This window comes from Cellulomonas sp. P4_D11, assembly GCF_056401915.1.
On the sequence record NZ_JBFUIK010000006.1, the window covers coordinates 78,460 to 92,655 of the forward strand.

General features: G+C 72.5%; 13 protein-coding genes. 8 read left to right on the forward strand and 5 right to left on the reverse strand.

Features of this window, described 5'->3' with window-relative positions; all coding sequences use genetic code 11:
• The first annotated feature begins 56 nt into the window (after positions 1 to 56).
• The gene (locus AC1DT4_RS05740; RefSeq protein WP_477088815.1) at positions 57 to 959 is read left to right on the forward strand and encodes an HhH-GPD family protein; all 903 of its coding nucleotides are present in this window, start codon (positions 57 to 59) and stop codon (positions 957 to 959) included.
• 50 nt (positions 960 to 1,009) lie between these two features.
• Entirely contained in the window at positions 1,010 to 1,540 is a 531-nt protein-coding gene (locus tag AC1DT4_RS05745; RefSeq protein ID WP_477088816.1) for a DivIVA domain-containing protein, read from the forward strand.
• Between the two features lie 4 nt (positions 1,541 to 1,544).
• Here AC1DT4_RS05745 and AC1DT4_RS05750 read toward each other — a convergent pair whose 3' ends face one another.
• The 3 genes from AC1DT4_RS05750 to AC1DT4_RS05760 form a co-directional block, all read right to left on the reverse strand.
• Positions 1,545 to 2,108, reverse strand: coding sequence for a GNAT family N-acetyltransferase (locus tag AC1DT4_RS05750; protein ID WP_477088817.1), 564 nt, complete (start codon positions 2,106 to 2,108; stop codon positions 1,545 to 1,547).
• A gap of 53 nt (positions 2,109 to 2,161) precedes the next feature.
• Positions 2,162 to 2,665 (reverse strand): amino-acid N-acetyltransferase, encoded by a 504-nt coding sequence (locus tag AC1DT4_RS05755; protein ID WP_477088818.1) that lies wholly within the window; start codon positions 2,663 to 2,665, stop codon positions 2,162 to 2,164.
• 67 nt (positions 2,666 to 2,732) lie between these two features.
• The gene (locus tag AC1DT4_RS05760) at positions 2,733 to 3,722 is read right to left on the reverse strand and encodes a sugar-binding transcriptional regulator (RefSeq protein ID WP_477088819.1); all 990 of its coding nucleotides are present in this window, start codon (positions 3,720 to 3,722) and stop codon (positions 2,733 to 2,735) included.
• 157 nt (positions 3,723 to 3,879) lie between these two features.
• On the opposite strand from AC1DT4_RS05760, the gene AC1DT4_RS05765 reads away from it, so the two are divergent.
• From AC1DT4_RS05765 to glpK, 3 genes are all read left to right on the forward strand, one after another.
• Entirely contained in the window at positions 3,880 to 5,688 is a 1,809-nt protein-coding gene (locus tag AC1DT4_RS05765) for a glycerol-3-phosphate dehydrogenase/oxidase (RefSeq protein ID WP_477088820.1), read from the forward strand.
• Between the two features lie 74 nt (positions 5,689 to 5,762).
• Complete coding sequence (locus AC1DT4_RS05770) at positions 5,763 to 6,488, forward strand: MIP/aquaporin family protein (protein ID WP_477088821.1); 726 nt, start codon at positions 5,763 to 5,765, stop codon at positions 6,486 to 6,488.
• Between the two features lie 101 nt (positions 6,489 to 6,589).
• Entirely contained in the window at positions 6,590 to 8,113 is a 1,524-nt protein-coding gene (gene glpK / locus AC1DT4_RS05775) for a glycerol kinase GlpK (protein WP_477088822.1), read from the forward strand.
• Between the two features lie 54 nt (positions 8,114 to 8,167).
• Here the strand turns inward: glpK and AC1DT4_RS05780 are convergent, their stop codons facing one another.
• Positions 8,168 to 10,468, reverse strand: a complete 2,301-nt coding sequence (locus AC1DT4_RS05780; protein WP_477088823.1) for an MMPL family transporter — start codon at positions 10,466 to 10,468, stop codon at positions 8,168 to 8,170.
• A 71-nt stretch (positions 10,469 to 10,539) separates the two neighbouring features.
• On the opposite strand from AC1DT4_RS05780, the gene AC1DT4_RS05785 reads away from it, so the two are divergent.
• On the forward strand, positions 10,540 to 11,130 hold the full coding sequence (locus tag AC1DT4_RS05785) for a TetR/AcrR family transcriptional regulator (protein WP_477088824.1): 591 nt from the start codon (positions 10,540 to 10,542) through the stop codon (positions 11,128 to 11,130).
• A 94-nt stretch (positions 11,131 to 11,224) separates the two neighbouring features.
• Here AC1DT4_RS05785 and AC1DT4_RS05790 read toward each other — a convergent pair whose 3' ends face one another.
• Positions 11,225 to 11,980 carry an SDR family oxidoreductase gene (locus AC1DT4_RS05790; protein WP_477088825.1) on the reverse strand — a complete coding sequence of 252 codons (756 nt, stop codon included), beginning with the start codon at positions 11,978 to 11,980 and terminating at the stop codon, positions 11,225 to 11,227.
• Positions 11,981 to 12,106: 126 nt separating this feature from the next.
• Here AC1DT4_RS05790 and AC1DT4_RS05795 point away from each other — a divergent pair, with 126 nt between their 5' ends.
• Positions 12,107 to 12,898, forward strand: coding sequence for an exodeoxyribonuclease III (locus tag AC1DT4_RS05795; RefSeq protein WP_477088826.1), 792 nt, complete (start codon positions 12,107 to 12,109; stop codon positions 12,896 to 12,898).
• 75 nt (positions 12,899 to 12,973) lie between these two features.
• On the forward strand, positions 12,974 to 14,128 hold the full coding sequence (locus AC1DT4_RS05800; RefSeq protein WP_477088827.1) for a DUF4190 domain-containing protein: 1,155 nt from the start codon (positions 12,974 to 12,976) through the stop codon (positions 14,126 to 14,128).
• Positions 14,129 to 14,196 lie beyond the last annotated feature (68 nt).

Below are 14,196 nucleotides of genomic sequence, written 5' to 3' on the forward strand. Positions count from 1 at the left end.
CCGTAGCCAGCCCCTCCGACAGCCGCCGCGCGCCCGACGTGAGGCAGGATGCTGCGGTGCCGCCGACCCCCGCCCAGCTGCGCGAGCCGGTGCTCGCGTGGTTCGCCGTGCACGCCCGCGACCTGCCGTGGCGGGCGGCCGACCGGACGCCGTGGGGCGTCCTGGTCAGCGAGGTCATGCTGCAGCAGACGCCGGTGGTCCGGGTCGAGCCGGCGTGGCGGTCGTGGATGGCCCGCTGGCCGACGCCGGCCGACCTGGCGGCGGCCTCGACGGCTGACGTGCTCCGCGCGTGGGACCGGCTGGGCTACCCCCGGCGCGCGCTGCGCCTGCAGGAGTGCGCGCGGGCTGTCGTCGAGCGGCACGGCGGCGAGGTGCCGGCCGACGAGGCGTCGCTGCTTGCCCTGCCGGGCATCGGCTCCTACACGGCCGCCGCCGTGCTGGCCTTCGCCTACGGTCGCCGGTCGGTCGTGCTCGACACCAACGTGCGGCGCGTGCTCGCCCGGACGGTCGACGGCGTCGCGCTGCCCGCGCCGAGCCAGACCGTCGACGAGGTCCGGCGCGCGGCCGGCTACGTGCCTGACGACGACGCGCGCGCGGCGCGCTGGGCCGCGGCGTCGATGGAGCTCGGCGCACTCGTCTGCACCGCCCGCTCGCCCCGGTGCGACGCCTGCCCGGTGCGCGACGTGTGCGCCTGGTACGGGAAAGGCCGACCCGCCGACGAGCACGCCGGCCGGCGTCGGACCCAGTCCTTCGAGGGCACGGACCGGCAGGTGCGCGGCCGCGTGATGGCCCTGCTGCGCGACGCCCTCGGTCCCGTGCCGGCCGCCGCGGTCGACGCGGTCTGGCCGGACGCCCGGCAGCTGGCCCGGTGCGTCGACGGCCTGGTCGCCGACGGCCTGGTCACCCGCGACCCGGCCGCGAGCGACGACGACCCCCCGACCTACCGGCTCCCGGCCTGACGGACGTCGACCTGCGCGGCGCCGGAGGCCGTTCGTGGGAGCATGCCGCCATGCTGAGCGCCCTCGACGTCCTCAACCAGAAGTTCGCGGCCACCAAGTTCCGCGAGGGCTACGACCAGGACGAGGTCGACGACTTCCTGGACCGGGTGGCCGAGACGCTCAAGGAGCGCGAGGGTGTCGGCCGCGCCGCGAAGCCGGTGACCGTCGCCGACCTGGAGGCGGTCCGGTTCCAGGCCACGAAGTGGCGCGAGGGCTACGACCAGCAGGAGGTCGACGACTTCCTCGACCGGGTTCGCCTGGCGCTGCAGGACCCCGCTCCCGTGGCGGAGGTCGCCCCGACCTGGAACCCGGTGCCGGCCGGCGTCCGAGCCGACGGGCCGCTGTTCCCGCCCAGCTCGATCGGCGCCCCGCACAGCGCCTCGGTCTCCGGGTCCGCCCTGGTGATGCGCCTGCAGACGATGCGCGCCACCCGGCCGATGGGCGCACCTGACGCGGTCGCGGTCCGCCTCCCCGACGGCACCCTGCGCCCGGTCACCGACCTGCGGAACACCGTCGACGGCATCGAGCTCGTCCTCGGCTGACGGGCTAGAGCCGGTCCCACTGCTCCTTGGTGATCTCGTACCGCAGGCCGCCGAGCTCGGAGCCCTCGACCGCGAGCATGTCCTCGGGCGTGTCGAGGGTCTCGGTGACCGTCATGTCGAGCTTCTCCATCACGTTCTGCGAGGGGAGGTTCACGGACATCGTCTCCCCCCAGACCACGCGCACGTCGAGCTCCGAGAACGCCTTGCGCAGCAACGCCCGCGAGCACTCGGTGGCGTATCCCTTGCCCCACGCGTCGCGGCGCAGCCGGTACCCGAGCTCGACCTGGTCCAGCGGACCACCGCGCTCGGGGCGCAGGCAGAACCAGCCGATGAAGTCGCCGCTCTCCTTCTCGTACGCCGCGAACAGCCCGAAGTCGCCGTCCCACCTCTCGTAGGCCGCGAGGAGGCTCGGCAGGATCTGCTCGCGCACGATCTCCGACGGCGTCGCCTCGCCCCCGGACAGGTAGCGCATGACCTCCGGGTCGCTGTCCAGCTCGATCAGCAGGTCGGCGTCGTCGGCGGTGAACGGGCGCAGCGTGAGGCGGTCGGTCGCCAGGTAGGTGGTCACGCGCTCAGCGTGCCCGAACGAGCGTCGGGGCCCCAGGGCTTTTCCCCGACGGCTCAGTCCAGCTCGACCAGCATCCGCGTGTTGCCCAGGGTGTTCGGCTTGACGCGCGCGAGGTCGAGGAACTCGGCGACGCCGTCGTCGTGCGAGCGCAGCAGCTCGAGGTAGACGTCCGGCGTGACGGGCGTGCCCTCGATGACGTGGAACCCGTGGGACTCGAAGAACGCCACCTCGAACGTCAGGCAGAAGACCCGGCGCAGACCCATCTGCCGGGCCCGCTCCAGCAGGGCGTCGAGAAGCGCGTGCCCCACGCCGGTCCCCCGCCGGGAGCGGTCGGCGGCGAGCGTGCGGATCTCCGCGAGGTCCTGCCACATGACGTGCAGGGCGCCGCAGCCGATGAGCGTCCCGTCCTCCGCCTCGACGACGAGGAACTCCTGCACGGCCTCGTAGTACCCGACCCACTCCTTGGCCAGCAGGATGCGCTCGGCGGCGTAGGGCTCGACGAGGGCGCGAATGGCCCGGACGTCGGCCGGCAGGGCGGGGCGGACGCGGAAGGACATCCGGCCAAGGTACTGGCGTGCCCGGCCGGGACCCGGGAGCCGCCCGGCTCCCGAGACGCGTCGGCGGTCAGACCCGCGCGCGCACCCGCCGCGGGTGGGGCGGCTCGGCCGCGTCGAGCAGCCCGGTGGCCGTGATCTCGTCGACCACCAGGTCCGTCACCACCCCGGCGCGAAGCGCGGCGAGCAGCGGCGCCACCTTGTTGTCGCCGGCCACGACGCAGACGCGGCGCGGGACGCGCTGGAGCTCGACGGGCGTCGGACCGGTGGCGCGCTCGTTGAGGTGCACGTCCTGCCACGAGCCGTCGGCCCGCAGGAAGACGGTGCAGACGTCGCCCACGACGCCCTCGTCGTGCAGGTTCTTCACGTCGGCGTCGTCGAGGTAGCCCGCCGAGTACACGTGCGACGGCACGGCGCCGGCCACCGCACCGACCGAGAACACCGCGATGTCCGCGCGGCGCTGCATGTCGAGCACGCGCCGGACGGACCGCTCGCGCCACATGGCGGCCTTCGTGTCGGGGTAGTCGAAGAACGCGGGCACCGAGAAGTGGTGCACGGCGGCGGCGAACGCGGTGCCGAACGTCGAGATCAGGTCGCTGGCGTACTCGATCCCGCTGGTGCGCATGTTCGCGGCGCCGTTCAGCTGGACCACCGCGGAGCCGCGCGTCGGCTTGGGGGCGAGGTACCGCGAGACGGACGCGAGCGTGGTGCCCCAGGCCACGCCGAGGACCATGTCGGAGTCGAACCACGAGGACAGCAGGCGTGCCGCCGTGATGGACACCTGGTCCAGCCGCTCGATGTGGCTGGCGGAGTCCGGGACGGGGACGACGTAGGTGTCGATGCCGAACGCCGCGGCGATCGTGCGGCCCAGACCCGGTGCACGCGTGCTCGCCGGCCGGAGCGTGATCTCGACCAGACCGGACTGCCGCGCCCGCTTGATCAGTCGCGAGACGGTCGACCGGGAGGTGCCGAGATGGCGGGCGATGACCTCCATCTTGATGTCCTGGAGGTAGTACATGGACGCCGCCCGCAGGACGTCCTGCTCCCGCTCGATGTACACGATGACCCCCCTCCGGCCCGCGACCCATGTTGCACGTATGTGCACCGCAGTTGCGCGTTCGTTCGCCTCATGACGACGATAGCGAGCAAGCCCGTACCGGGCGAGTGGGACGACGCTGGACAACTGCGACACAACAGAACCACCGGGGGTACCACGGATGAGGACGGCGCCGCTGACGGCCCAGGCACGACAGGACGCACTCGACGCCATGCGCGGGAGTGCCGAACGCGGGAACGAGCTCGACGTCCTGGTGATCGGCGGCGGGGTCACCGGCGCGGGGATCGCGCTCGACGCCGTGTCGAGAGGGCTCTCGACCGCGATCGTGGAGGCCCAGGACTGGGCGAGCGGCACCTCGAGCCGGTCCAGCAAGCTGGTGCACGGCGGCCTGCGCTACCTGCAGATGCTCGACTTCCACCTGGTGCGCGAGGCGCTCACCGAGCGTGACCTGCTGATCAACCGCCTCGCGCCGCACCTGGTCAAGCCCGTCAGCTTCCTCTACCCGCTGGAGAACCGGGTGTGGGAGCGGGCCTACGTCGGCGCCGGCGTCGCGCTGTACGACACGCTCGCCTCGGTCACCGGCTCGAAGCGCGCCCTCCCGATCCACCGCCACCTGACCCGCAAGGGCATGGAGCGCCTCTTCCCCGACCTGCGGCACGACGCCGCGATCGGCGCGGTCCGGTACTGGGACGCGAGCGTCGACGACGCCCGGCTCGTCGAGACCCTGGTCCGCACCGCCGTGAGCTACGGCGCGCACGCCGCGTCGCGCACACAGGTGCTCGACCTGCAGACGACGACCGGCGGCGCGGTGACCGGCGCCGAGGTGGTCGACCTGGAGACCGGCGAGCGGATCGACGTCCGTGCCCGGGCGGTCATCAACGCCACCGGTGTGTGGACGGAGCAGACGGAGTCGCTCGCGGGGGCCGAGGGCGGGCTGCGCGTGCTCGCCAGCAAGGGCATCCACATCGTCGTCCCGCGCAGCCGGATCGCCGGGGACGTGGGGCTGATCCTGCAGACCGAGAAGTCGGTGCTGTTCATCATCCCGTGGTCGCGCTACTGGGTGATCGGCACGACGGACACGCCGTGGGAGCAGGAGCTCGTCCACCCCGTCGCGACGAGCGCGGACATCGACTACGTGATCGAGCACGCCAACGCCGTGCTGTCCCGGCCGATCACGCGCGAGGACATCATCGGCACCTGGGCCGGCCTGCGACCGCTGCTCCAGCCGCAGGTGAAGGCGGGCACCAGCAGCGCGAAGGTGTCGCGCGAGCACACGGTCGCCGCACCCGCCCCGGGGTTCACCGTCATCGCGGGCGGCAAGCTGACCACCTACCGCGTGATGGCCAAGGACGCGGTCGACTTCGCCATCGGCAGCCGCGCGACGAGCCTGCCGTCCATCACGCACGACCTCCCGCTGGTCGGCGCGGAGGGCCTGCAGGTGTTCCAGCGGCAGGCCCGCGCGATCGGCCAGAAGTACGGCTGGACCCGGCCGCGCATGGACCACCTGCTGCACCGGTACGGCTCGCTGCTCGGCGAGCTCATCGACCTGGTCGACGCCGACCCGTCCCTGGCGGAGCCGCTGGCGAACGCCGACGCGTACATCGGCGCCGAGATCGTCTACGCGGCCAGCCACGAGGGCGCGCTGCACCTCGACGACGTCCTCATGCACCGCACCCGGCTCAACTACGAGCAGGCGGACAAGGGTGTGGGAGCCCTCGAGGAGATCGCGGACCTCGTCGCCCCCGTCCTGGGCTGGGACGCGCACAAGCGCAGCCAGGAGATCGAGGCGTACCGCGCCCGCGCCGAGGCCGAGGACGCGGCGGCGCGAGAGACCGACGACGCCGAGGCCGTGAAGGTCCGGCTGCGCGCGGCCGACGTGCCGCCGATGCTCTCCGACGGGCCGGTCGCCGCGGGCACCAAGCCCGGTTCGCCGCGCGGGAAGGGCTCCTCCGGACCCGCCGGAACCTGAAGACTCCCCGCGGTCCTCCGCGGGGCGCACGTGACAACGACGTCCGTCAGAAAGGGTCGACAGTGGACTACACAATGGGAGAGGTCTTCCTCTCCGAGGTTCTCGGTACCGGGATGCTCGTGCTGCTCGGTACCGGTGTCGTCGCGAACGTCATCCTGCCGAGGAACAAGGGGTTCGACGGCGGCTGGCTGCTCATCAACTTCGGATGGGGCCTCGCGGTCTTCGCAGGTGTCTACACCGCCTTCAAGTCCGGGGCACACCTCAACCCAGCAGTGACGATCGGGATCTGGGCGAGCGGCGCAGCTGACTTCGCGCCGGGCGTCCCGGTCACCGCAGCCAACGGCTTCCTGTACGTCACCGCACAGATGGCGGGTGCCGCCCTCGGCGCACTCTTCTGCTACCTCGCCTACAAGAAGCACTTCGACGAGGACGCCGACGGCGCCACCAAGCTCGCCGTCTTCTCGACCGGCCCGGCTATCCGTTCGTACGCGTGGAACTTCATCACGGAGGTCATCGGCACGTTCGTGCTGGTCTTCGTCATCCTGGCGTTCGGCAAGACCCCCTCGGGTCTCGGCCCGCTCGCCGTCGCCCTGCTCGTGGTCGGCATCGGTGCCAGCCTCGGTGGGCCCACGGGCTACGCCATCAACCCTGCGCGTGACCTCGGTCCCCGCATCGCGCACGCCCTTCTCCCCATCAGGGGCAAGGGCCCGAGCGACTGGGCGTACTCCTGGGTGCCGGTCTTCGGCCCCCTGGTCGGTGGCGTCATCGGCGGTCTCGTGGCGCACGCCTACGTCGGCTGACACCGACCACCCGCATCACCGTCGTCCCTGTCCGGACGGCGCCGCCAACCCCCCGGTAGGCGCCGTCCGGATCCCCAGAACCACCCGGAGGAATCTTCACCATGCCCGACACCAAGTACGTCCTTGCCATCGACCAGGGCACCACGAGCTCCCGCGCGATCATCTTCGACCACTCCGGCCAGATCGTCGAGACGGGCCAGATCGAGCACGAGCAGATCTTTCCGCGCGCCGGCTGGGTCGAGCACGACGCGGAGGAGATCTGGAAGAACGTCCGTGAGGTGGTCGGTCTCGCACTGACCCGCGCCAACCTCACGTACAAGGACCTCGCCGCGGTCGGCATCACCAACCAGCGCGAGACGGCGGTCGTCTGGGACCGGACCACCGGCAAGCCGGTCTACAACGCGATCGTCTGGCAGGACACGCGCACGCAGAAGATCGCCGAGGAGCTGGGGGCGCTCGGCGGCGGCGCGGAGCGGTACAAGGCGAAGGTCGGCCTGCCGCTGGCCACCTACTTCTCCGGGCCGAAGGTCAAATGGATCCTCGACAACGTCGAGGGTGCGCGGGCCAAGGCGGACGCCGGTGACCTGGCGTTCGGCAACACCGACTCGTGGGTCCTCTGGAACATGACCGGCGGGGTCGACGGCGGCGTGCACGTCACCGACCCGACCAACGCCTCGCGCACCATGCTGATGGACCTCGAGACGCTGTCGTGGGACGCGGACATCGCCGCGGACATGGGCATCCCGCTGTCGATGCTGCCCGAGATCAAGTCCTCGTCCGAGGTGTACGGGACGGGACGCGAGGGCGGCATGGTCCCGGGCGTGCCGATCGCCGGCATCCTCGGCGACCAGCAGGCGGCCACCTTCGGGCAGGCGTGCTTCGAGGTCGGCATGGCCAAGAACACCTACGGCACCGGCAACTTCATGCTCATCAACACGGGCACGTCGCCGGTCCCGTCGAAGAACGGCCTGCTGACCACGGTCTGCTACAAGATCGGCGACCAGCCGACCGTGTACGCGCTCGAGGGCTCGATCGCCGTGAGCGGCTCGCTCGTCCAGTGGCTGCGCGACAACCTCGGCATCATCTCGTCGGCCCCCGAGATCGAGGAGCTGGCCAAGACGGTCGAGGACAACGGCGGCGCGTACTTCGTGCCGGCGTTCTCGGGCCTGTTCGCGCCGTACTGGCGGTCCGACGCCCGCGGCGCGCTCGTCGGCCTCACGCGGTACGTCAACAAGGGGCACATCGCCCGGGCCGCGCTCGAGGCGACGGCGTTCCAGACCCGCGAGGTGCTGGACGCCATGAACGCCGACTCGGGCGTCGACCTGACGGAGCTGAAGGTGGACGGCGGCATGGTCCAGGACGAGCTGCTCATGCAGTTCCAGGCGGACATCCTGGGCGTCCCCGTGGTCAGGCCGAAGGTCGCGGAGACCACCGCCCTGGGCGCGGCCTACGCGGCCGGCATCGCCGTCGGGTTCTGGAGCGGCGAGCAGGACGTCATCGACAACTGGGCCGAGGACAAGCGCTGGGAGCCGGCGATGGCCGACGACGAGCGCGACCGGCAGTACCGGCTCTGGAAGAAGGCCGTCACCAAGACCTTCGACTGGGTGGACGACGACGTGAGCTGATCCTCACGACGGGCGAGGGCCGGGGAGCGACGGAGCTCCCCGGCCCTCGTCGCGTCACTCCTCGTGCGAGGCGGCGTGCACACCGTGGGCGGCGTGGGCGCCGGTGTGCGTGCCCTCGGGCACCACGTCGACCGGGGCGGCGGCGGTGTGGGCGCCGGCCTTGTCGAGCGCCGCGCCCTCGATGTCGACGTTCGGGATGATCTTGTCGAGCCAGCGGGGAAGCCACCACGCCGACTTCCCCAGCAGGGTCATCGCGGCCGGGATCATGGTCATGCGGACCACGAGGGCGTCGAAGAGGATCCCGATGGCGAGCGCGAACGCGATGGGGCCGATCTGCGCCGAGCCGCTGAACACGAAGCTCGAGAACACCGAGATCATGATCAGCGCCGCGGCCAGCACGACGCGCGCGCCGTGGGCGAACCCGAGGCGGACCGACGTCGTCGGGTCGGCGCCGTGCACGTGCTCCTCCCGCATCCGGGAGACCAGGAAGACCTGGTAGTCCATGGCCAGGCCGAACAGCACTCCCACCAGCAGGATCGGCAGGAAGCTGAGCAGCGGGCCGGTGGAGTCGACGTTGAACACCCCCGACAGCCAGCCCCACTGGAACACCGCGGTCGTCGCGCCGAACGCGGCGGCGATGGTCAGCAGGAAGCCCAGCACGGCGGTGACCGGGACCAGCAACGACCGGAACGCGACGAGCAGCAGGACGATCGCGAGCCCGACCACGATGAGCAGGAACAGGGGGAACGCGTCGGCCAGCTTCTCCGTGATGTCGATGTTCGCCGCTGCGGCACCTGTGACCCACAGCTGCGTGCCGGTGGCGGCCTCGAGGTCCGGGCGGGCGTCGCGGATGGCGTGCACCAGGTCCGCGGTCACCTCCGAGTCCGGTGCGCCCGTGGGGATGACGACGACGAGCGCGGCCTCGGCACCCTCGGTGGCTCCGGGCGCCGCGATGGGCGCCGCGTAGGCGACGTCGGGGAGGGCCGCCACCGTCGTGGTCACCTCGACGACCGCGCTGGACAGCGTGGAGGGGTCGTCCTTGGCGTCGACGAGGATCACGAGCGGGCCGTTGAAGCCGGGGCCGAAGCCGTCCGCCAGCATCTCGTACGCCACGCGGTCGCCGGAGCCCTCGGGCTCGCGTCCCGCGTTGGGCAGCCCGAGCCGCATGCTCAGGGCCGGGATCGCGATGACCAGCAGCACGATCGCGCCCGCGAGGAGCGTGAGGACGGGGTGCGTCGTGATGAACCGGCCCCAGCGGTTCTTCGCCTCGCGCGAGTGCTCGGCCTGCCGCAGCGCGCGGCCGCGCGGCCGCAGGCGCTCGCCGGCGAAGCCCATGAGCGCGGGCAGCAACGTGACGGCGACGAGCACCGCGACGACGACCGTCGCGGCGGCGGCGAGGCCCATCGCGGCGAGGAACGGGATGCCGGTGACCGTCAGGGCCGCGAGCGCGATGACGACGGTCGTGCCGGCGAAGACGACCGCGCTGCCGGCGGTGCCCGCGGCGTGCCCGGCCGACGCCTGCGGGTCCATCCCGTCGGCGAGCTGCTGGCGGTGCCGCGAGAGCAGGAAGAGGGCGTAGTCGATGCCGACCGCGAGCCCGAGCATCAGTGCCAGGGTCAGCGTCGAGGAAGAGATGTCCGCGACGGCCGAGAGTGAGAGCACGCCCGCGACGCCGATGCCGACGCCCAGGAGCGCGGTGAGGATCGGCATGCCTGCCGCGAGCAGCGACCCGAAGGTCACGACGAGCACGACCAGCGCGACGACCAGACCGATCGCCTCGGTGGGACCGGCCAGCTCGAGCGGTGCGGTGAACGGCCCACCCGCCAGGGCCACCTGGTACCCGTCGGCCTCGAGGCTCGTCGCGGCGTCCTCGAGCGCGGCGGTCGTCGCGTCGGGGACGTCGTCCACGCCGACGCCGAACGCCACGTCGACGTACAGGACGCTGCCGTCGGGGGCGACGGCCTGGGCGGCCACCGGGTCGGAGAGACCGACGACGTCCTCCGCCTCGGCGACGGGCGCCAGCGCGGTGAGGACGTCCTGGATGCCGGTACCGGTCAGGAACGACTCGCCCTCGGGTGCCTGCACGACCACCCGGGCGCTGGACGTGTCGCCCCCCACCTGCGCCGACATGCTGCTGTCGGAGCCCACGTCGGCCGCCTGGTCGCCGAGGCGCTCGGCGACCAGCTCCTGCGCCCGCTGCGACTCGGTGCCCGGGATCGAGAACGAGTCCGCGACGTTGAGCCCGGAGGCCACCGCCCCGAACCCGGCGGCGCCGAGCACCAGCAGCCACGAGACGAGCACGATCCAGCGGTGGCGGAAGCTTCCCCGGCCCAGACGGTCCAGCACGCGTGCCATGTTCACTCCTTGGTCGACGGTGCAGGATACCCGACAGGTGTCGGTTAAAGGACAGTGGCATGATATGACGCGTGACGATCCAGGACGACGGCGCCCGGGTGGACCCACGCGTGCTGCGCACGCGACGGCTGCTCCAGGATGCCCTGCTCTCGCTCGCGCGGGAACGGAACCTCGACGAGATCTCCGTCGCAGACGTCGCCGACCGCGCCACCGTCAACCGCAGCACCTTCTACCAGCACTACCCCGACACCGACACGCTGCTGGCCGACGCCCTCGACGCCCAGGCCGCCCTCGTCGGCGCCGACCTCACGCAGATCCGGCCGGGTGCCGCCGACGACGGGCCGCCCGAGGTGCTCGTCCGGTACGCCACCCACGTCGCCGAGAACGTCGGGCTGTACCGCAGCGCGCTGGGCGAGCACGGCTCCCCCGTCGCCGTGACCCGGCTGCGGCGACGCGTCGCGGCGCTGGCCCTCGAGGGTCTCGAGCTGCACGGCGCACCCCCCGCGCTCTCCGCCCTGCCCCGACCGATCGCCGCCGCCGCGCTGGCCGGCTCCGTCATCGGCGTGCTCGTCGCCTGGCTCGAGCGTGAGCCGCTCCCCCCGCCGGTGGACGCGGCGTCGTGGGCCTGGTCAGCCGTGAGCGGCTGGCCCGCAGAGGGCTGAGGTTCCCCTCGGCGCGACGCTGCCGGCCATCGATCCGCTGCGTCCGCACTGCGGCGGGTCCTGGGCCACCGGAATGCGGACGTTGCGGCGGCGGTCAGCTGAAGTACGCGCCGCCGTTGACGTCGAGGACGGTGCCGGTGACGAAGGCGGCGCCGTCCGAGGCGAGGTACAGGACGGCCTCCGCGACGTCGTCGGCGGCGCCGGCCCGGTTCAGGGCTGACGCGGCCACCGCAGCCCGTTGCGCGGGTTCGGGGGTGTGCGCCGCGTGCAACGGGGTGCCGGCGACGAAGCCGGGGGCGACCACGTTCACGGTGATCCGCCGCGGCCCGAGCTCGCGGGCGAGGGCCCGGCTGAAGCCCTCGAGCGCTGCCTTGGCGGTCGAGTAGGCGACCATCCCGGTGCCGCCGCCGCTGCGGGCCGCCTGGGCGCCGATCGTGATGATCCGCCCGCCGTCGGGCATGACCGCGAGCGCGGCCCGGCTGGCGTAGAACGCCGACGAGAGGTTGAGGTCGAGGACGCCGTGCCAGTGGGCGTCGTCCATCGCCGGCACGGGGCGCCGCTCGACGGGTCCGCCCACGTTGTTCACCAGGATGTCGATGCCGCCGCCGAGCATGGAGGCCGCGTCGCTGATCGCCTTGTCGACGTCCCAGCTGCGCCGCGCGTCCACCTGGAACGACGCGGCGGTGCGGCCCTCGTCCTTGATCTCGGCGACGACGGCGCTGCCGTCGTGCGAGAGGTGCGTGATCGCGACGTCGGCCCCCGCCCGGGCCAGCGCGAGCGCGACGGCGCGCCCGATCCCCGAGGCGCCGCCCGTGACCAGCGCGCGACGGCCCGTGAGCGCGTCCTCCACGTGTTCGACCTCCTGTGTGCGACTTGTGAGCGCACCGTACGGGAGCGGTTCGTCCTGCTCAACACCCATGTGTCCCCATCATCCGGATGCGCTGGCTGTCAGCGACGCCCGGTAGCGTCCTGCCCCATGCGTCTGGCCACCTGGAACATCAACTCGATCCGCGCACGCACCGATCGCGCCGTCGCCTTCCTGGAGCGCACGGGCGTCGACGTCCTCGCGCTGCAGGAGACCAAGGTCAAGGACGACCAGTTCCCGCGCGAGGCGTTCGAGGCGCTCGGCTACGAGGTGGCGACCAGCGGCTTCTCCCAGTGGAACGGCGTCGCCATCGTGAGCAAGGTCGGCATCGAGGACGTCGAGGTCGGGTTTCCCGGCATGCCGACGTGGGGTGACCCGGCGGCCGCGGAGGCGCGCGCGCTGGGTGCGACCTGCGGCGGCGTGCGGGTGTGGAGTCTGTACGTGCCGAACGGCCGCGAGGTCGAGGACCCGCACTACGCCTACAAGCTCGACTGGCTCGGCCGGCTGCGGGACGCGGCGGCGGGCTGGCTGGCCGCCGACGCCGAGGCGCAGGTCGCCCTCGTCGGGGACTGGAACATCGCGCCCCTGGACACCGACGTCTGGGACATCGGCTGGTTCGCCGGCCGCACCCACGTCACGCCGGCGGAACGGGACGCGTTCACCGCCATCGCGGGAGCGGGCTACACCGAGGTCTCCCGGGTCCATCTCCCGGCCGAGCACACCTACACGTACTGGGACTACCAGCAGCTCCGGTTCCCCCGGAACGAGGGCATGCGCATCGACCTCACCTACGCGACGCCGGCGCTCGCGGCACGCGTGACCGGGGTGAGCATCGAGCGGAACGAGCGCAAGGGCAAGGCGCCGTCCGACCACGTGCCCGTGATCCTCGAGATCGCCGACTGACGGGCGGGGGGACGCCCGGGTGATGTCGGTGGAAAGACGGATCGGCGCAGGCGTGCGGTGGGCTAGGTTGCGCGCATGAGCAACGAGCCTGGGGGGCCGGCTCCGGTTCCCGACCCCTTCGCCGTCCCGGACCCGGCGCCGGCCCCGCCCGTGCCGCCGAGCGGCTACGAGGCCGTCCCGCCGACCCCGTACGGCACGCCCGCTCCCGCCGCTCAGGCCGGTCCGTACGGCGCACCCGGTCCGTCCGCGCAGCCGGGTCCCGACGGCGCACCGGTCCCGTCGGCGCAGACCGGTCCGTACGGAGCCACGGCACCGTACGGCCAGCCCGCCACCGCCCCCTACGGCCAGCAGCCGACCGCCCCGACCTACGGGGCGCCGCAGTACGGCGACCAGCAGTACGGCGCGCCCCAGTACGGAGCCCCGCCGTACGGGACGGCCGGCTACGAGCAGCCGTCGCCGTACGGCGCCCAGCCCTACGGCTACGGCCAGCCGTACGTCGCGCCGCCCACCGAGGGCATGGCGATCGCCTCGTTCGTGACGAGCCTGGCCGGGCTGCTGTTCTTCGGCGGGGTCCCCGGCGCGGTCGGCCTCGGGCTCGGCATCGCGGCACTCCGGCGCATCGGGGTGTCCGGCAAGGCGGGCCGCGGGTTCGCCATCGCGGGCATCGTCATCGGCGCGGTCGGGATCCTGTGGATGCTCGCCGTCATCGCGTACTTCGTGATCGTCTTCACGGTCATCGGCGCCACGGGTGGCTTCTCCCAGGCCATCGACGACTTCGAGCAGGGCACCGACCAGGAGTCGCAGGGTTCCACCGGGACCGACGAGACCCTCCCGGACTTCGCGCTGCGCACTGACCTGACCACGGGGACGTGCCTGACGTCGTACGCGGCCACGTACGACATGAGCGACACCGAGCCGGTCGACTGCGCGGTGCCGCACGAGGCCGAGGTCGTCGGGCTGATCCCGATGTCCGGCCCCGTGAGCCTGGACGCCGACGACGAGTTCGACACGGCGTACAACGACGCCTGGGACGACTGCGACGTGCTCACCGAGGGGCTGCTGCCGGACTACTTCTCCGACGGCGACATCTCGCTGTACTTCCCGCACCCGGACGACTACGCCGCCGGCACCACCTCGGCGTACTGCGTCTACTACGGCGACGAGCCCGGCATGACCGGCTCGGCGACCGCCGGGACGCTGCAGCTCGCGGGCACCGGGACGCAGTCCTGACCGGTCTCGACAGCCCGTACTCGTACCCCGAGGCGCACTACGCGCCGGGGTGGACCGAGCCGCGCCCG

Coding starts and splice junctions, on each gene's coding strand:
- AC1DT4_RS05770 (WP_477088821.1), top strand. CDS start 5,763: ATGGGAGAGGTCTTCCTCTCCGAGGTTCTCGGTACCGGGATGCTCGTG.
- AC1DT4_RS05800 (WP_477088827.1), top strand. CDS start 12,974: ATGAGCAACGAGCCTGGGGGGCCGGCTCCGGTTCCCGACCCCTTCGCC.
- AC1DT4_RS05745 (WP_477088816.1), top strand. CDS start 1,010: ATGCTGAGCGCCCTCGACGTCCTCAACCAGAAGTTCGCGGCCACCAAG.
- AC1DT4_RS05755 (WP_477088818.1), bottom strand. CDS start 2,665: ATGTCCTTCCGCGTCCGCCCCGCCCTGCCGGCCGACGTCCGGGCCATT.
- AC1DT4_RS05765 (WP_477088820.1), top strand. CDS start 3,880: ATGAGGACGGCGCCGCTGACGGCCCAGGCACGACAGGACGCACTCGAC.
- glpK (WP_477088822.1), top strand. CDS start 6,590: ATGCCCGACACCAAGTACGTCCTTGCCATCGACCAGGGCACCACGAGC.
- AC1DT4_RS05780 (WP_477088823.1), bottom strand. CDS start 10,468: ATGGCACGCGTGCTGGACCGTCTGGGCCGGGGAAGCTTCCGCCACCGC.
- AC1DT4_RS05795 (WP_477088826.1), top strand. CDS start 12,107: ATGCGTCTGGCCACCTGGAACATCAACTCGATCCGCGCACGCACCGAT.